Below are 17,324 nucleotides of genomic sequence, written 5' to 3'. Positions count from 1 at the left end.
TGCTCGCCGCCGTCCTCACGGCAGCGGCGCTGCTCGCCGCCGCCCGCGCGCACCGCGCCCGCGGCGGCTTCCTCGCCCCGCTGGTCGGCGACGACAACCGGCTCTCCACGTCCCGTGCGGTCGCCGCGGCCTGGCTGCTGTTCGCCGGGTACGCGGTCCTGCTGCTCGCCTTGTGCCGGGCGTCCGGCGCGGGGCCGGTGGACCTCGGACTCGCCCGCGGCGCGGGGCTGCTCACCGTGTTCGCCCTGGTGTCGGCGGCCGCCGTCGCGGTGCGCCGGATCGTGCTCGTACGGGTCCTGGGGCGGCGGCTGCAGAAGGTCCGCGCGGACCGGCCGCGCGCCGCCGACCTGCTCTGCGACGACGGCGGCCGGGCCTGCCTCGCCGACGTGCAGTACCTCCTGGTCTCCGCCGTCGCCCTGGCCGTCGCGGGCGCGGAACTGTGCGCCGCGCCCACCCGGCTGCCGCAGCTCCCCTGGTCCGTGGCCGTGCTCGTCGCCGTGTCGACCGCCGCGTACCTCGTCGGGAAGGGTGCGGAGGGCGGGGGGCCGGTGATTCTCTCCGTGGTGCGGGCCCGCGAGGCCGGCGACCTGGACGCGCCGATCAGGGTCGGCGACGACATCGAGATCCGCGGCGCGGGCTTCGTGCCCGCGGGGGCCGCCGGGCCCGAGGCGCTGACCCGGCTCGTGGTGCGGATCGGGCCGGTCCACGCGTACGTGCCGCTGGTGCCGGTGCCCGGCGGGTTCGCCAACCCGACCGACACCGTGCTCACCGTGCCGCTGCCGACGGACGTGGAGCCGGGCAGGGTGGAGGTGTCGGTGGTCACCGCCGCGGGCGTGGAGACCGACCGGGTGGCGATCGACGTCGGAGACTGAGCCTTCTGGCCCTCCCCTCCGCTCTTCTCCCCTCCGGACTGAGCCTTCTGGCCCTCCCGTACGTATCCGACTGAGCCTTCTGGCCCTCCCACACGTATCCCTGAGCAGGGGGTCCGAGGACAATCGGTTCTGCGGACAGCGGCGTGGGAGAGGCGGACCGGCGATGACGCACGTGCACCGGGCGACGAGTGGGAGTTCCGGAAGAGACGGCGGCTGGAGGGCGACCGCGTCGCGGTACGCCCTGCTGCCGCTGCGGGTCTTCCTCGGCGTCACGTTCATCTACGCGGGGCTCGACAAGCTCACCGACTCCGCCTTCCTCTCCGACACCGGCAGCGGTTCGATCGGCGAGATGATGCGCGGCGTCCGCGACGGCGCCGCGATCCCCGCCATGGTCGACCTGGCCCTGAAGAGCCCCTCGGGGTTCGGCTATGCGATCGCCTTCGGCGAGCTCGCGGTCGGCATCGGCACCCTGATCGGCCTGCTCGCCCGGGTCGCGGCGCTCGGCGGGGCGCTGATCTCGCTGAGCCTGTGGCTGACCGTGAGCTGGCAGACGAACCCGTACTACTACGGCAACGACCTCGCCTACCTGATGTCCTGGCTGCCGCTGGTGCTCGCCGGGGCGTCGGTGTTCTCGCTGGACGCGCTCCTCGCCGAACGGCGGCGGCGGTACCCGTAGGCGACCCAGGTCGCCAGACCCGCGAGGCCCAGGCCGCCGAAGGTCACCGGGGCCACGGCGTACCAGGGGGTCGTCCACGCGCCCGCGGCGTCGCCGCCGTACAGTGCCGCCAGCGTCAGCGCGGTCGCGCCCGCGAGCAGTCGGCCCGGGCGGAACTCATGCAGCAGCACGGTCGACCTCCAGCTGTCCGAGCCTCAGGTCCACCCGGAGCTCCAGGGCGCCGCCCGGCTTCACGCCGGCCGGCGGGGTCAGCGTACGGCGCTCCGTCCGGCCGCCGCGGACGTCGATGTCGTCCGCCCGTTCGCCGGGCAGCCGCAGATCGGCGAGCCCGGTCTCGGCGACCAGCTTCACCGTGACGTTCTCCGGGACGATCACATGGAGCTTGCCCGCGCCGACGTCGGCGGCGGTGCGCACGGTCGTTCCGGCCGGCACCGCGAGCCCCGACAGGTCGAGCGTGCCGACGCCGGTGCTCAGCTCGTACCGCGGCTGCACCGCGGCGACTGTCGCCGGCTGCCAGGTGGTGCGCACCCAGCGGGTGCCGATGTCCGCGGGCAGCGCCGCGGAGGCCGCGAGCAGGCCGGCGGCGACGACGGTGAGGAAGACGGTGCCGAAGCCGGTACGGCCCAGGAAGCTGCTGACGACCATGCCGAGGCCGAGCACGCCCAGCGCGCAGACCAGGCCGATCTGGAGGCTGAGCCCGAGCGGCTGCGCCTCCCACGACAGGCCGGTGCCGAGCCCCCCGGCGATCAGCGCGAACAGGAACACCAGGCCGCCGATCGACCGGGGGCCGCGGGCGGCCGGCCGCGCGGCGGCCGGGGCGCCCCACGGCGTCCTCGGTGCGGCGGGTTCCACGGCGTTCGGGTCCGTGTCGACCGGGCCCCACAGGTAGCCGACCGGCACCGGGCCGGTCGAGCCGTCCTTGACGATCGGGTCCCGCCACCAGGACGGCGCGTCGGCGAGCGGCGGGGCCTTGGTCTCCGGCGGCGCGGCGTCGGCGACGGCCTGCGCGGCCACTGCGTCCCGGCTCGGTCGGCCGCCCGGTTCGCCGGCCACGACCTGGCGGCGGCGCTGGGACCACACGGCCGCGCCGCCGACCGCGAGCGACAGCATGGTCGCGAAGGCGAGGGTGCCGCCGTTGCCGCTCATCGCGAGGAACAGCCCGCTGCCGATCAGCGCCATCATGACGGCGCTCAGCGAGGCCCCGTCGACCCGGCCGGAGAGCAGCCGGCGGGCCTCGTTCTCGTCCTCCCCGTCCAGCGGGAGCGCCAGCCAGGCGAAGCCGTAGAAGATCAGCCCGAAGCCGCCGGCCGCCGACAGCACGCCGACCGCGATCCGGAAGATCACCGGATCCATGTCGAAGTGCCGGCCCAGGCCGCCGCAGACCCCGGCCACCGCCTTCTGCCGCCGCATCCGGCGCAGCGGCGGGGGCGGAGCCTCCTCGGGGGAGTCGGGGGAGATCGAACGCGTCATGCGTCCATGGTGAAGGGCGGCGTCCGGCGGCGGCACCGGGGACGACCCTGGACCGTCCCTGATATTGCGGCGCGAAGTTCCGGTTCCGCGCGCCGAACTTCCGGTTCTGCGCGTGAGTCTGTGCGTGAGGAGTTCCGGGTCGGTCTCAGGGCCGACCCTGATGTCTGCGGGCCGCCCCGCGTGTGACGATCGGGGCATGCCCGTTGCCGCCCGCCCGGCCGATCGCCCGACCGACCGGCTCACCGACACCGACGAACCGCCGCTGCGCAAGCTCTACCGGAGCGCCGACGGCCGGATGCTCGGCGGTGTCGCGCGCGGCCTCGCCGGGCACCTCGGACTGCCCGTCGTCTGGGTGCGGTTCGTGTTTCTCGCGCTGTTCTTCGCCGACGGGCTCGGCACCCTGCTGTACGCGGTGTTCTGGATCGTGGTGCCGCTGGGCGTCGGCGGCCGGGCCCCCGAGCCGCGGTCCGTCTTCGAGACGACCCCCGACGGGCGGCGCCGGCTGCGCAAGCCGGACAGAGGCCAGGTCTTCGCGCTGATCGCGCTGGCGATCGGGGCCGTCGTCTTCGTCTCCAACGTCGACCTCGGCGGCCGCGCCAACCGCTACATCTGGCCGACCGTGCTCATCGGGATCGGCGTCATCTTGGTCTGGCGGCAGGCGGACAACGCCCGTCGGGCCAGCTGGACCGAGGAGGGCCGCCGGCGGCGGACCCTGCAGCTCGCCCGCGGCCTCGCCGGGGTCGCCCTGGTCGGCCTGGGCCTGACCGTCTTCGTCGTGGTCCGCGGCTCCGCCGCGCAGCTCGGCACCGCCGTGACCGCCGCGATCGCGGTGCTCGGCGGGATCGCGCTGCTGGCCGGCCCGTGGCTGATAAGGATGTCGCAGGACCTCTCCGAGGAGCGGACCATGCGCATCCGCGCGCAGGAGCGCGCCGAGGTCGCCGCCCACGTCCACGACTCAGTCCTGCACACCCTCACCCTGATCCAGCGCAACGCGGAGGACGCGGGCGAGGTGCGCCGGCTGGCCCGGGCGCAGGAGCGGGAGCTGCGGAACTGGCTGTACAAGCCCGAGGGCACCGGCAAGGACGAGGACGAGACGCCCGACACGCTCGCCGAGGCGGTCAAGAAGGCGGCGGCCGAGGTGGAGGACAAGCACGGCGTCCCGCTGGAGGTCGTGGTGGTCGGCGACTGCCCGCTGGACGAGAAGCTCGCCGCACAGATGCAGGCCGCTCGCGAGGCCATGGTGAACGCCGCCAAGTACGGTGGCGAGGGCGGGGCCGTACAGGTCTACGCGGAGGTCGAGGGCCGCACGGTGTTCGTCTCGGTACGGGACCGGGGACCGGGCTTCGACCTCGACGCGGTGCCCGCCGACCGCATGGGCGTACGAGAATCGATCATCGGCAGGATGCAGCGCAACGGCGGCACCGCCCGGCTGCGGTCGGCGCCGGGGGACGGCACCGAAGTGGAACTCGAGATGGAGAGGGCGGACGGATGACCGAGGAGACCACCGGGGGCGCCGGCGCGGGAGCGGACGCGCGTCGCGTACGGGTCGTGCTCGTCGACGACCACCGGATGTTCCGCGCGGGGGTGCAGGCCGAGATCGGGCGCACCGAGGAGACCGGCGTCGAGGTGGTCGGCGAGGCCGCCGACGTCGACCAGGCGGTCACCGTGATCACCGCGACCCGCCCCGAGGTGGTGCTGCTCGACGTGCACCTGCCCGGCGGCGGCGGGGTCGAGGTGCTGCGGCGCTGCGCGCCCCTGATGGGGGCGACCGAGAACCCGGTCCGCTTCCTGGCGCTCTCGGTCTCGGACGCGGCGGAGGACGTGATCGGGGTGATCCGCGGCGGGGCCCGCGGCTATGTCACCAAGACGATCACCGGGACGGACCTGGTCGACTCGATCTTCCGGGTGCAGGAGGGCGACGCGGTGTTCTCGCCTCGCCTCGCCGGCTTCGTCCTGGACGCGTTCGCGTCGACGGACGCGCCGCCGGTGGACGAGGACCTGGACCGGCTGACCCAGCGGGAGCGCGAGGTGCTGCGGCTGATCGCCCGCGGCTACGCGTACAAGGAGATCGCCAAGCAGCTTTTCATCTCGGTGAAGACGGTCGAGTCGCATGTCTCGGCGGTGCTGCGGAAGCTGCAGCTCTCCAACCGGCACGAGCTGACCCGCTGGGCGACGGCGCGTCGCTTGGTCTGACTGCCTGCCTGACTGCTGGTCCGACTGCTTTTCCGCGGCGCTCAGTGGGGCGTCTGGGCCGCGTCCAGGCGGCGGCGGGCGTCGTCCCAGCCGATCGGGAGCTGCTCGACCGGGGCCTCCCAGAAGGTGAACGTCGAGTCGCGCATCGTGGAGCGGAGCCCCGTCATGATGCTCCGGTGCGGCTCGGCGCGCGCGTACGCGTAGAGCGCGTCGCGGTCCTCCCAGGCGGAGAGCGTGAGGAAGGTCCGCTGCAGCGGCCGGGCGACCAGCGAGGCGCCGAGCGCGCCCGGCGCGGTGCGGACCTGCCGCCACGCGGCCAGGGACTTGAGGAAGAACCGCGGCACGTCCTTCAGCGAGCGCACCTCGAAGCGGGAGGCCATGACGTACGCGTGGGTGGTGTCGGGGCGGGGCGGGTTCGGGGTGGTCCAGGGGAGGGTGGGCATGACGACCTCTCCGTCGCTCTTGATTGGCGAGTGGCACTATCCATAGTAGGCAGTGCCACTATCCATAACAATCCCCGTTTCCCCGTTACTGGTATCCGTTCCCCGTTTCCCCGTTTCCCCGTTTCCCCGTTTCCGCGGTGATGTGCGGGCCTTCTCAGCCGACGCGGGTCGCCCCCGCGAACGGCATCTCGTCGATCGGCGCGACCCGGACCGGCGCGCCCGGGCGCGGTGCGTGGATCATCTGGCCGCCGCCGATGTAGAGCCCCACATGGCTGATGCCGGAGTAGAAGAACACCAGATCACCCGGCGCGAGCTGGGAACGCGAGACCCGCTGTCCCGCGTTGATCTGCGTGTACGTCGTGCGCGGCAGCGAGACGCCCGCGGAGCGCCAGGCGGCCTGGGTCAGCCCGGAGCAGTCGAAGGCGTTCGGCCCCGTCGCGCCCCACACGTACGGCTTGCCGATCGCCCCGTACGCGAACGCCACCGCCTGCGCCGCCCGGGAGTTCGGCGCCGTGACCGGGCCGCGCGACTGCTGCCGATCGGCCCGGTCGCCGTCCGGGGAGGAGCCGGTACGGCCGCCGACCTGGGTCTCGTACGCCCGGCGCTGCTCGGCGGTGAGGCGGTGCAGCAGGGCCTGCGCGTCGGCGAGTTTGCCCTGGACGGCACTCTTGTGGCGCTTGAGCGCGGCCTCGTGGCTCCTCTGGTCCGCCAGCTTGCCCGTCGACTCGGCGCGCAGCCGCCCGATCTCGGCGAGCTCGCGGTTGACCGACGCGATGGCGACGGCCTGTCGCTCCCCGACGCGGTCGGCGAGCGCGGCCCGCTCCAGGTACTCGTCCGGGTCCGAGCTGAGCGCGAGCTGCACGGCCGGGTCGAGCCCACCGGAACGGTACTGCGCGGCGGCCGCCGAACCGAGTGCCGTACGCGCGCCGTTGAGCCGGTCGGTCCGCCGGGCGGCCTCGTCGCGCAGCCCGTCGAGCGCCGTGCGGGCTTCGTCGGCCTTCTCCTTCGCGCCGTTGTACCGCTCCGTGGCCTCCTCGGCCTCCCGGTACAGCCGGTCGACCTTCGCCTTGACCTGGGCGGGCGTGAGCTGCGGGTCGGCGTGCCCCGATCCCTCGAAGGCGGTCGCGGTCGCCGCGCCGGCGAGGGCCAGTGTGGCGGCGGTGCGGGCGGCGGGGCCGCCGAGGGTGCGCTGCTTGGGCTTCCGGTGTGCTGCCACGAGGGCGGGTCACATCCTTTCCCTGCGGGGGAGTTCGCTTGCTCGGCTCCCGGCTGCGAAGGACGCTAAACCTGGGGGACACGGAAGGGCGGGGAGTTGATCGCTATTGGCGGCGGATGTCGACACCGGACCGAACGGGTCCGCTCAGGGCGCTGTACGGGCCCCGTAATTGCCCGGATAGCATCCGGCCCATGGACGTACTCATCAATGTCTTCGTGGCTCTGCACATCATCGGCATCGCCTCTCTGCTGGGCGGGTTCCTCACCCAGGTGAAGGCGATGGGTGCGGGCACGGCGCGCTTCGTCCCGGGCATGCTGCACGGCGCGCTGACCATGCTGGTCACCGGCGTGGTCCTGGTCGGCCTGAACCAGGCCGACGACCAGCCGGTCAACAACCTGAAGATCATCATCAAGCTGGCCGTGCTGGTCGTGGTCCTCGGCCTGGTCTATGTGAAGCGCGACGAAGAGAGCGTCGGCAAGGGCCCCTTCGCGGCCGTGGGCGCGCTCACGACGGCGAACATCTTCGTCGCGACCGTGTGGACGTGATCGGGCCGGGGGTCCGGGGGTTGTCCCCCGGGGGTGTGCAGCATTGCGACGTTGTGGACGTGATCCGTACGTGACGCTCTCCGCGCGCCGGCTCGCCCTGGCCACCCTGGACCGGCAGTTCCTCCTGGAGCGCCGCTCTCTCGACGTGGCGGAGGCGGTCCGGCGGGTCTGTGCGCTGCAGGCGCAGACGCCGGCGTCGCCGTACCTGGCGCTGTGGAACCGGGTGCGGGACTTCGCGCCCGAGGACCTCGACGCGGCGTTCGCGGAGCGCCGGATCGTGAAGGCGTCCCTCATGCGGATCACGCTGCACGCGGTCCACGCCGAGGACTACGCGCACTACCACGCCGCCATGGTGAGCAGCCTGCGCGCGGCCCGGGTGCACGACCGCCGCTTCACCTCCACGGGCCTGACCCACGTCGACGCCGACGCGCTGCTCCCGGAGCTCGCCGGGTTCCTGGCCCGGCCCCGCACCGGCGCCGAGGTCGAGGAGGAGCTCACGGGGCGGTTCGGCGCGCACGCGCGCCGCGTGTGGTGGGCGCTGCGGACCTACGCGGCGGCGCACCACGCGCCGAACGGCGGCCCGTGGTCGTTCATGCTGCCGAACGCCTACCTCGCCTCCCCGGCGGCTTCCGGGTCCGCGCCGCCGGACGCGAGCGCGGGGGTGCGGCGGCTGCTGCTCTCGTACCTGGGGGCGTTCGGGCCCGCGTCCGCCCCGGACTTCGCCCGGTTCACCCTGCTCACCCGCCCCGTGATCGCCCAGGCGCTCCGGGAGCTCGACGACCGGCTGGTGCGGGTGGCCGGCCCGGGGCGCGCCGCCCTGTACGACCTGGCGGACGCGACCGTCCCCGACGAGGACACCCCGGCCCCGCCGCGGCTGCTGCCGATGTGGGACAGCACGCTGCTTGCCCACGCCGTCCCCGGTCGGCTCATGCCGGAGGAGTACCGGCCGCTGGTCGTCCGGCGCAACGGCGACGTGCTGCCCTGCCTGCTCGTCGACGGGCAGGTCGCCGGGGTGTGGCGGGCGACCGGCGACGGGCTGGAGCTGACCGCCTTCCGCCGGCTCGACCGGGCCGCCTGGCAGGGGCTGACCGAGGAAGCGACCCGGCTGTCGGCGCTGCTCGCCGACCGCGACCCGGCCGTCTACCGGCGCTACGGGCACTGGTGGGACAAGGGCTTCCCGGGCGTCGAGACCAGGACGGTCAAGGGCTGACCTCGCGGCGCGGCAGCCGGCCGGCGGGCCCGTCAGGCCGGGCGCACGCTGCCGTAGATCGGCATGTAGTAGATCGACTCCTCGCGGACGAACGCGCCCGGCTTCGGGGCGTGGATCATCTTGCCGTCGCCGATGTAGATGCCGACGTGGCTGATGTCGTCGTAGAAGAAGACCAGGTCGCCGGGGAGCAGGTCGCCCGTCGCCACCCGGGTGCCGACCTTCACCTGGTCCCAGGTGGTGCGGGGCAGGTCCACGCCCGCCGCCTTCCACGCGCCCTGCGTCAGGCCGGAGCAGTCGTACGAACTGGGGCCGGTGGCGCCCCACACGTACGGCTTGCCGATCTGGTCCCGGGCGAAGGCCAGGGCCTTCGCCGCCTTCGTCGCGTACGTGCTGCCGCCGCCGGTCGCCGGGGGCTCCGGAGTGGGAGTCGGCGTCGTCGGCTGCTCCGCCTGCCGCTCCCGCTCCGCCGCCTCCTGGCGCAGCCGCTCCGCCTTCGCGGCCTCGGCGCGAGCCTGTTCCTCGGCCTTGCGGCGCGCCTCGGCCTCGCGCTTGCGCTCCAGCTCGGCGAGCCGGGCCTTCTCCTGCGCCGTCAGCCGCGACAGCAGGCCCCGGGCCTCGGCCAGCTTGTCCTGGACCGCCTTCTTGCTGGTCCGCAGGGCCTTCTGGGACTCGGTGAGCGACTGGAGGCTCTTGGTCGCCTCGGCCCGCTGCTTCGCCGCCGCGGCCCGCTCGACCTCGAACTCGGCGACCGCGCTGCGCTGCCGGTCGCTCATCCGGTCCATCAGCTGGGTCTGGTCGAAGTACGACTGCGGGCTGTCCGCGAAGATCAGCGCGGCGGTCGGGCTCACCGCGCCGGTCCGGTACTGCGCCGCCGCGTACGCGCCGAGCGCCTGCCGGGACTCGTTGATCGACTCCGCCCGCTTCGCGGCCTCGTCGAGCATCGTCTGCACCGTGCCGCGCTGCTTGTCCGTCGCCTCCTTGGCGCGGTTGTACTCCTGCGTCGCGGTGCCGGCCTGCCGGTAGAGGTCGTCGACCTTCTTCTGCACCTCCTCCACCGTCGGCTTCGGCGGCGCCGCGGGGGCGGCTCCTGCGCTCTGCGCGGACAGCAGGGTGACCGACGCGAGCGCGGCCGTCGTGACGCCGACGGCCGGCGAGTGCGGGCGGGTGCTGCGCGGTTTGCGATGGGATGCCAAGGCCGGCATCTCCTTCCCGTGGGGGAACGGAGGAGCCCCGGTGGAGAAACGCGGGGCGCGGGCTGTTGGGCGAGCACGCTAGCCAAACCTCGGGGCCCCTGGGAAGGTTGATGCGCGATATGTCCGATACATTTTCGTGACCTGATGCGGAGTTTAACCCTCCGTATGTCGTCGGTGACGCGATGATCAGGGGGCGTCGGCCGGAAGGCGGGGCGGGCTGTCGGCGCGGCGGCCTAGACTCGTTAAGCGATGAGCAGCCTCTTTGACGACAGCTTCCTGGCGAGCCTCCAGAACCACTCCTCGGAGGAGCCCCCGCCCCCCGAGGACCACGAGCACGGCGCCCCGGTCCAGGAGGAGGTCCCGCACGACCTCTTCGGGGACCGCTTCGACGTGCCCCCGGCCCGCGACCACCACTACCGCGACGGTGCCCCGCGGCCCGTCGTGGACGCCGCCGCGCTCCTGGACGGGCTGAACGAGCAGCAGCGCGCCGCCGTCGTCCACACCGGCTCCCCGCTGCTCATCGTCGCGGGCGCCGGTTCCGGCAAGACCCGGGTGCTCACCCACCGCATCGCCCACCTCCTGGGCACCCGGCACGTCCACCCCGGCCAGATACTGGCGATCACCTTCACCAACAAGGCCGCCGGCGAGATGAAGGAGCGCGTCGAGCAGCTCGTCGGCCCGCGCGCCAACGCGATGTGGGTCATGACCTTCCACAGCGCCTGCGTCCGCATCCTGCGCCGCGAGAGCAAGAAGCTCGGCTTCACGTCCTCGTTCTCGATCTACGACGCCGCCGACTCCAAACGCCTGATGGCGCTGGTCTGCCGCGATCTGGACCTCGACCCCAAGAAGTTCCCCCCGAAGTCCTTCACGGCCAAGATCTCGAACCTGAAGAACGAGCTGATCGACGAGGAGACCTTCGCCGACCAGGCCGCCGACGGCTTCGAGAAGACGCTCGCCGAGGCGTACCGGATGTACCAGGCGCGGCTGCGCGAGGCCAACGCCCTGGACTTCGACGACATCATCATGACGACGGTCCACCTGCTCCAGGCGTTCCCGGACGTCGCCGAGCACTACCGCCGCCGCTTCCGACACGTCCTCGTCGACGAGTACCAGGACACCAACCACGCCCAGTACACGCTCGTACGGGAGCTCGTCGGCACCGGCTACGAGGACCTCGACCCGGCCGAGCTGTGCGTCGTCGGCGACGCCGACCAGTCGATCTACGCCTTCCGCGGCGCGACCATCCGCAACATCCTCCAGTTCGAGGAGGACTACCCGGACGCGACCACGATCCTCCTGGAGCAGAACTACCGATCCACCCAGACGATCCTGTCCGCCGCCAACGCCGTCATCGAACGCAACGAGTCCCGCCGGCCGAAGAACCTGTGGACCAACGCGGGCGCGGGCGCGCAGATCACCGGCTACGTCGCCGACACCGAGCACGACGAGGCGCAGTTCGTCGCCGACGAGATAGACCGGCTCACCGACGCGGGCGACGCGAAGGCGGGCGACGTCGCGGTCTTCTACCGGACGAACGCCCAGTCCCGTGTCTTCGAGGAGATCTTCATCCGGGTCGGCCTGCCGTACAAGGTCGTCGGCGGCGTCCGCTTCTACGAGCGCAAGGAGGTCCGGGACGTCCTGGCCTACCTGCGGGTCCTCGCCAACCCCGAGGACAACGTGCCGCTGCGCCGGATCCTCAACGTGCCCAAGCGGGGCATCGGCGAGCGCGCCGAGGCGATGATCGACGCGCTCTCCCTCCGCGAGAAGATCACCTTCCCGCAGGCCCTCAAGCGAGTCGACGAGGCGTACGGCATGGCCGCGCGCTCGGCCAACGCCGTCAAGCGGTTCAACACCCTCATGGAGGAGCTGCGGACCGTCGTCGACTCCGGCGCCGGGCCCGCCGTCGTCCTGGAAGCAGTACTGGAGCGCACGGGCTATCTCGCCGAGCTGCAGGCCTCCACCGACCCGCAGGACGAGACGCGGATCGAGAACCTCCAGGAACTGGCCGCCGTGGCCCTGGAGTTCGAGCAGGAGCGCGGGGAGGAGGAGGGCGCCGGCACGCTCGCCGAGTTCCTGGAGAAGGTCGCGCTCGTCGCCGACTCCGACCAGATCCCCGACGAGGACGAGGAGGGGTCCGGCGTCATCACGCTGATGACGCTGCACACCGCGAAGGGCCTGGAGTTCCCGGTGGTCTTCCTCACCGGCATGGAGGACGGCGTCTTCCCGCACATGCGGGCGCTCGGCCAGGCCAAGGAGCTGGAGGAGGAGCGGCGGCTCGCGTACGTGGGCATCACGCGCGCCCGCGAGCGGCTCTACCTGAGCCGCTCGACCATGCGCAGCGCCTGGGGCCAGCCCTCGTACAACCCGGCCTCGCGGTTCCTGGAGGAGATCCCGGCGGCGTACCTGGAGTGGAAGCGGACCGGCCCGATGGCGAAGCCCGCCGGGCCGACCGCCGGGATCACGTCCTCGCTCTCCTCGTCCCGGTCCCGCTCCGGCCCGTCGGGCTTCGCCACCCGCCGGACGACGGACAAGCCGGTGATCGCGCTCCAGGTCGGCGACCGCGTCACGCACGACCAGTTCGGCCTGGGCACGGTCGTGGCGGTGACGGGCGCGGGCGGGGACGCGCAGGCGACGATCGACTTCGGCGACGAGAAGCCGAAGCGGCTGCTGCTGCGGTACGCGCCGGTGGAGAAGCTGTAGCGGGTGGACATGCGAGGAGGCCCCGGCCGTAACGGCCGGGGCCTCCTCGTCAGTTGATGCAGCCCGTCGGGTTCAGCCCGTCGGGTCCAGTCCGTGGGCGCGCAGCCACGGCAGCGGGTCGATGGCCGCCCCACCGCCCGGCCGGACCTCGAAGTGGAGGTGCGGGCCGGTGGAGTTGCCGGAGTTGCCGGAGTACGCGATGACGTCGCCGGCCTGGACCTTGCCGGAGCGGATCTTGGTGCTGCTGAGGTGGCAGTACCAGGTCTCCGTGCCGTCCTTGGCGGTCACGATCGCCATGTTGCCGTAGGCGCTGTTCCACTGGGTGCGGACGGTGCCGTCGGTCGCGGCCATGACGGGCGTGCCGTACTGGACCGGGAAGTCGATGCCGGTGTGCAGGGACATCCAGTTGACGCCGGACTGGCCGTAACGCGCGCTGAGCTGGTGCAGCTTCACCGGCAGCAGGAACTTGGGACGCAGCGCCTCCTTGCGGGCCGCCGCCTCCTCCTTCTTCCGCTTCTCCGCGTCCTGCCGCGCCTTCAGGTCGATGCGCTCCTGGGTGCGGCCGGCGCGGTCGCCGAAGTCGCGGGCGTCGGCGCTGAGCGCGGCGAGCTGCGTGTCCAGCTGGGTGTTCGCGGCGACCGGCTTCACGGAGGAGGGGTCGGCGGCGGCGAGGGAGGTGGTGTCCTCGGGCGTGTCGGTCGAGGTGAGTCCGCCGACCGAGGCGGCGGCGATGCCGGCGACGCCCATGACGCAGGCCGACGGCACGGCGACGGTCAACAGCGCGGAGCGCTTCGCGGGGGTACGACGGCGGCCGCGGCTGCCGCCGGAGGCGCGGCGCACGGGGCGGGCCTCGACGCGGGACTCCGGGAGCTCGACGCGCGGGGCGATCATGGTCTCGGCGGAGTGGAGGGAGTCGGAGTCGTCGCCGTGCGGGTCGGCGTCGTACGCCTCGGTGTCGGGCGCGTAGGTTTCGGCGGCGTACGTGTCGGCGTCGGCCGCGTAGGCGTCGGGGGCGGCGGCGTACGCGTCCGCGTCGGGGGCGTAGGCGGCGTGGGCCGGGTCGTACGCGGCGTGGGCCGGGTCGTAGCCGGCGTGGGCCGCCTCGGGCTCGTGCGTGGTGAAGTCCAGGACCTCGAACTCGGCCGTCATGTCGGCCTGCGCCTGCGGCTGCTGCTCGGGCGCGGCGTCGTAAGCGGCGTACGCGTAGCCGTAGTCGGGGGCCGTGTCGTGCTCGGGCGTGTACTGCTCCGGGACGATCGGCTCGGCGTGCGGGGTGTCGGCCGACGCGTAGTTCCAGGCGGTGGCGTCGTACGCGCCGGTGTCGTAGCCGGGGGTGGCCCAGTGGCCGGTGGTGTCGTACGACCCGGTGTGCGAGGCGACGTGCGAGGTGTCCCACTGGCCGGTCTGCTGCTGTGCAGCCTGGGCCTGGTTCCAGGCGGAGGCGTCCCACTGGCCGGTGGTGTCGTAGTGCTGTGCGCCCTGCTGCTGCCCGACGTAGGCGTCGTAGGCGGGGGCGTCCCAGTGTTGCTGACCCGTGGAGGTCCACTGCGTGCTGTCGTACTGGCCGCTGTGCCCGGCGTCGTATCCGCCCGGGAGGGCGCCGAACAGCGGGTCGGTGGCGAAGCTGCCGGTCGTATGGGCGTCGTCTCCGACGTACCCGGCGTGGGGGTGCTGGTCGTTCACCAACTTCTCTCTCGCCTCGGCAGCAGGACCAGTCCGGGACGGGCGACCGTGAAGGGTGTCCCGGGGCTAAGCAGTGGCGCGACTGTACCCGGCGGTACGCACGGGCGACAATCTTCGGCAGGTTTTCGCCAGGCGGGAAACGGGCAATCGGCCGCGTTTTGGCGGTCTGCGGGAAAGCCTTGGCCTTGTGTTCGAGGAACGTTCGAAGAACGGAAACCAGCTGACGGGTTGTCAGGCGGGGGCGGCGGCGGGGCGGGCGACCGGAGCGGGGCCGGGTCGGGCGACCGGAGCGGGGCCGGGTTCAGGCGACCGAAACGGTGCCGTTCGTCCCGGAATCCTCGCCGCCGACCGACAGGCCGTCGGAGGCGAGCGCCTGCCGGATGCCGGAGACGACGGCCGGATGGACCGGAAGCGCGAGATGGCCGATGCCGCTCACCCGCACGTTGTGCACCTGGAGGTCGGGGTGGTCGAGCCGGGCGGTCTCCACCGGGACCATCATCTGGTCCAGATCGCTCCAGAAGCTGACGAACCGGGTCCGGCAGCCCGGGCTCGGCGCGGCCAGCTCGCCCAGCACCTCGGAGCCCGGCCGCATCTGCCGGATGACGGGGTGCGCGTCGGCCAGCGGGAGGAGGCTGGTGCCGGAGTGCGGGGTGCCGAGGGTGACGAGGGTGCGCACCCGGGCGTCACCGCCGAGGCGCTGTACGTAATAGCGGGCGATCAGCCCGCCCAGGCTGTGCCCGACGACGTCCACCTGTTCGTGCCCGGTGCGGGCGCGGATCGCCTCGACATGGCGGCCGAGCAGCTCGGCGGCGGCGCGAAGGTCGCAGGTGAGCGGGGAGTAGTTGAGCGCCGCCAGGTGCCGCCAGCCATGCCGGGCGAGCGAGCGGCGCAGCAGGACGAAGACGGAGCGGTTGTCGACGAAGCCGTGCAGCAGGACGACGGGGCGGCGCGGCGGGGCGAGCGGAGTGGCGGGATCGGGCGCGTCGGCGTCGACGGGGCGCGGGCGTTCCGGGACGAGGCCGGAGGGGTAGAGGAGAAGATGGCCGGTGAGGATGGCCAGCTCCAGGGCGCCGGCCTTCAGCAGAGGGGTGAACCGGGCGAGCCGGAGCTGCTGGATCTGGGGGCTCTGAGGGATCTGCCAGATCTGTTGGACCTGCCTGATCTGCCTGATCTGCCAGATCTGCCAGATCTGCTGGATATCCGTGAGCTCCATCGCCGACCTCCCGACCGGAGCGCGGGGAACCGGACGGGCGGCGCGTGCGGCCTCGAAGCGGCTCCCTTGCGACCGACCCCGGTGCGGCTCACGCTGGGTACGGCGCAGAGCGAACATGTCCCACGTGTGATTTCCCCCTCGCTCTCCACCGCGAAACGGTCGGGTGCGGGATGCTGGCGGATAACGTTCGTTCACCTCCCCGGCATGTCAGGTGCGGGGGTCGCATGTGGAGGCAGTGATGGGTGTGACCGGTCCGATCCGCGTGGTGGTGGCCAAGCCGGGTCTCGACGGCCACGATCGCGGGGCCAAGGTCATCGCGCGGGCCCTGCGCGACGCCGGCATGGAGGTCATCTACACCGGTCTGCACCAGACCCCGGAGCAGATCGTCGACACGGCGATCCAGGAGGACGCCGACGCGATCGGCCTGTCGATCCTCTCGGGAGCGCACAACACGCTCTTCGTGAAGGTGCTGGAGCTCCTGAAGGAGCGCGACGCGGAGGACATCAAGGTCTTCGGCGGCGGCATCATCCCCGACGCGGACATCGCCCCGCTGAAGGAGAAGGGCGTCGCGGAGATCTTCACCCCGGGCGCGACGACCGCGTCGATCGTCGCCTGGGTCAACGCGAACGTCCGCGTAGCGGCGTAGTAGGCGGGGCGGGGCGGGGGCCAAGGCCCCCGCCGGAGCCGTTGTGGGCATACGTCCAGGGCCCCGCCCCTCACCGTTGTGGGCATACGTTCCGCTTGGGGCCTACGGCACCAGCTCCGCGTGCATCGCCGCGCGCAAGCGCAACGTGGAGACGAGCCGCTGGAACGCCTCCGACCAATACCCCGCAGCCCCCGGCGACGCATCCTCCCCCTCCGTCGCAAGCGCCGTAAGCGCCTCCAGATGCGGCGCCGCCGCCGGGTCCAGGCAGCGCTCCGCCAGCCCCATCACCCCGCTGAAGCTCCACGGGTAGCTGCCCGCGTCCCGCGCGATGTCCAGCGCGTCGATCACCGCCCGGCCCAGCGGCTCCGCCCACGGCACCGCGCACACCCCGAGCAGCTGGAACGCCTCCGACAGGCCGTGCGCCGACACGAACCCGGCCACCCACTCCGCGCGCTCGTCCTCCGCCAGCGTGGCCAGCAGCTTCGCCCGCTCCGCCAGCGACGAGGTGCTCGGCGAGCCGAGCAGCGCCCGGGACCAGGCGGCGTCCCCCTGCCGCACGGCCGCCCGGGACCACGCCGCGTGCAGCTCCGGCTGCCAGTCGTCGGCGACCGGCAGGGCGACGATCTCCGCCGGGGCCCGCCCGCCGAGCCGGGCCGGCCAGCAGGACAGCGGCGCGGACTCCACGAGCTGGCCCAGCCACCAGGAGCGCTCGCCGCGTCCCGACGGCGGCGTCGGCAGCAGCCCGTCCCGCTGCATGGCCGCGTCGCACTCGTGCGGGGCCTCGACGACGACGGTGGCCCGGTCGCCCGTACGGTCCAGCGCTATGCACGACGTGGCCCGGTCCGCCATCCGGGCGGCCAGCGCGGACGCGGGCAGCGCGGAGAGCAGCTCGGCCGCTGTCGAGCGGACGTTGCGGCTGCGGTCGGTCAGCGCCGTCTCCAGGAACTCCTCGTCCGCGTCCGAGAGCCCGGCCCGCAGCGAGTCCAGGAACATCAGCCGGTCCTCGGCCCGCTCGGCGGCCCAGGTCGAGGCGAGGAGCTCCCGCGCGGCGGCCGGCGTCTGGGCCCGTACCGCGGCGAGCAGCGCGACCCGCTCCGCGAACAGGCCCTCGTCCCACAGCCGCCGCACGCCGTCGCCGTCGTCGGCCGAGGGCAGCGCCGTGCCGCCCGCCGCCCCTCGCAGGGCGAACCGCCACTCCGGGTTCTGCCGGGCCAGCCACAGCCCGCGCGGCCCGGCGAAGGCGAGCGCGAGCGGCCGCAGGTCG

Annotated in this window: 16 protein-coding genes; 8 read left to right on the top strand and 8 right to left on the bottom strand. The window is 73.1% G+C overall.

The window, feature by feature from the left end; translation table 11 throughout:
• Positions 1-872: hypothetical protein (locus VIU94_RS06770; RefSeq protein ID WP_331908603.1), on the top strand; the 872-nt coding region annotated here is incomplete at its 5' end.
• A gap of 163 nt (positions 873-1,035) precedes the next feature.
• The gene (locus tag VIU94_RS06765) at positions 1,036-1,548 is read left to right on the top strand and encodes a DoxX family protein (RefSeq protein ID WP_331908601.1); all 513 of its coding nucleotides are present in this window, start codon (positions 1,036-1,038) and stop codon (positions 1,546-1,548) included.
• Here VIU94_RS06765 and VIU94_RS06760 read toward each other — a convergent pair.
• Entirely contained in the window at positions 1,455-1,718 is a 264-nt protein-coding gene (locus VIU94_RS06760) for a hypothetical protein (protein WP_331908599.1), read from the bottom strand. The two genes, VIU94_RS06765 and VIU94_RS06760, sit on opposite strands and share 94 nt — an antisense overlap.
• A complete protein-coding gene (locus VIU94_RS06755) occupies positions 1,705-3,018 on the bottom strand; it encodes a PspC domain-containing protein (RefSeq protein WP_331908597.1) in 1,314 nt (437 codons plus the stop codon). Before VIU94_RS06755 ends, VIU94_RS06760 begins: the two co-directional genes overlap by 14 nt.
• Before the next feature lie 196 nt (positions 3,019-3,214).
• Between VIU94_RS06755 and VIU94_RS06750 the strand changes: the two genes are divergently transcribed.
• Positions 3,215-4,510: a PspC domain-containing protein gene (locus tag VIU94_RS06750; RefSeq protein ID WP_331908595.1), complete on the top strand. Its 1,296-nt coding sequence runs from the start codon at positions 3,215-3,217 to the stop codon at positions 4,508-4,510.
• On the top strand, positions 4,507-5,211 hold the full coding sequence (locus tag VIU94_RS06745; RefSeq protein WP_331908593.1) for a LuxR C-terminal-related transcriptional regulator: 705 nt from the start codon (positions 4,507-4,509) through the stop codon (positions 5,209-5,211). The genes VIU94_RS06750 and VIU94_RS06745 overlap by 4 nt, the downstream gene beginning before the upstream one ends.
• A 41-nt stretch (positions 5,212-5,252) precedes the next feature.
• Here the strand turns inward: VIU94_RS06745 and VIU94_RS06740 are convergent, their stop codons facing one another.
• Positions 5,253-5,654, bottom strand: a complete 402-nt coding sequence (locus VIU94_RS06740) for a DUF3291 domain-containing protein (RefSeq protein WP_331908591.1) — start codon at positions 5,652-5,654, stop codon at positions 5,253-5,255.
• Positions 5,655-5,808: 154 nt separating this feature from the next.
• Positions 5,809-6,870 carry a C40 family peptidase gene (locus VIU94_RS06735; protein ID WP_331908589.1) on the bottom strand — a complete coding sequence of 354 codons (1,062 nt, stop codon included), beginning with the start codon at positions 6,868-6,870 and terminating at the stop codon, positions 5,809-5,811.
• Between the two features lie 191 nt (positions 6,871-7,061).
• Between VIU94_RS06735 and VIU94_RS06730 the strand changes: the two genes are divergently transcribed.
• Positions 7,062-7,415 carry a hypothetical protein gene (locus VIU94_RS06730; protein WP_331908587.1) on the top strand — a complete coding sequence of 118 codons (354 nt, stop codon included), beginning with the start codon at positions 7,062-7,064 and terminating at the stop codon, positions 7,413-7,415.
• 70 nt (positions 7,416-7,485) lie between these two features.
• A complete protein-coding gene (locus tag VIU94_RS06725) occupies positions 7,486-8,625 on the top strand; it encodes a winged helix DNA-binding domain-containing protein (RefSeq protein ID WP_331908585.1) in 1,140 nt (379 codons plus the stop codon).
• A 32-nt stretch (positions 8,626-8,657) separates the two neighbouring features.
• On the opposite strand, the gene VIU94_RS06720 is transcribed toward VIU94_RS06725, so the two are convergent.
• Entirely contained in the window at positions 8,658-9,827 is a 1,170-nt protein-coding gene (locus tag VIU94_RS06720; RefSeq protein ID WP_331908583.1) for a C40 family peptidase, read from the bottom strand.
• A 240-nt stretch (positions 9,828-10,067) separates the two neighbouring features.
• Between VIU94_RS06720 and pcrA the strand changes: the two genes are divergently transcribed.
• On the top strand, positions 10,068-12,518 hold the full coding sequence (gene pcrA / locus VIU94_RS06715) for a DNA helicase PcrA (RefSeq protein ID WP_331908581.1): 2,451 nt from the start codon (positions 10,068-10,070) through the stop codon (positions 12,516-12,518).
• A 72-nt stretch (positions 12,519-12,590) separates the two neighbouring features.
• Here pcrA and VIU94_RS06710 read toward each other — a convergent pair whose 3' ends face one another.
• Positions 12,591-14,201, bottom strand: a complete 1,611-nt coding sequence (locus VIU94_RS06710) for a M23 family metallopeptidase (RefSeq protein WP_331908579.1) — start codon at positions 14,199-14,201, stop codon at positions 12,591-12,593.
• A gap of 301 nt (positions 14,202-14,502) precedes the next feature.
• Entirely contained in the window at positions 14,503-15,414 is a 912-nt protein-coding gene (locus tag VIU94_RS06705; protein ID WP_331908577.1) for an esterase/lipase family protein, read from the bottom strand.
• A 238-nt stretch (positions 15,415-15,652) separates the two neighbouring features.
• On the opposite strand from VIU94_RS06705, the gene icmB reads away from it, so the two are divergent.
• Positions 15,653-16,060, top strand: a complete 408-nt coding sequence (gene icmB / locus VIU94_RS06700; RefSeq protein WP_260229324.1) for a coenzyme B12-dependent isobutyryl CoA mutase small subunit — start codon at positions 15,653-15,655, stop codon at positions 16,058-16,060.
• A gap of 102 nt (positions 16,061-16,162) precedes the next feature.
• On the opposite strand, the gene VIU94_RS06695 is transcribed toward icmB, so the two are convergent.
• On the bottom strand, positions 16,163-17,324 hold a 1,162-nt coding region (locus tag VIU94_RS06695), incomplete at its 5' end, for a DUF5691 domain-containing protein (protein WP_331908575.1).

Origin of the sequence: Streptomyces sp. (assembly GCF_036566765.1) — a bacterium.
In the GTDB taxonomy this organism is placed as follows: Bacteria; Actinomycetota; Actinomycetes; order Streptomycetales; family Streptomycetaceae; genus Streptomyces.
Note: the sequence above shows the minus strand (reverse complement) of the source record. Positions and strands in the feature narration are given on the sequence as shown.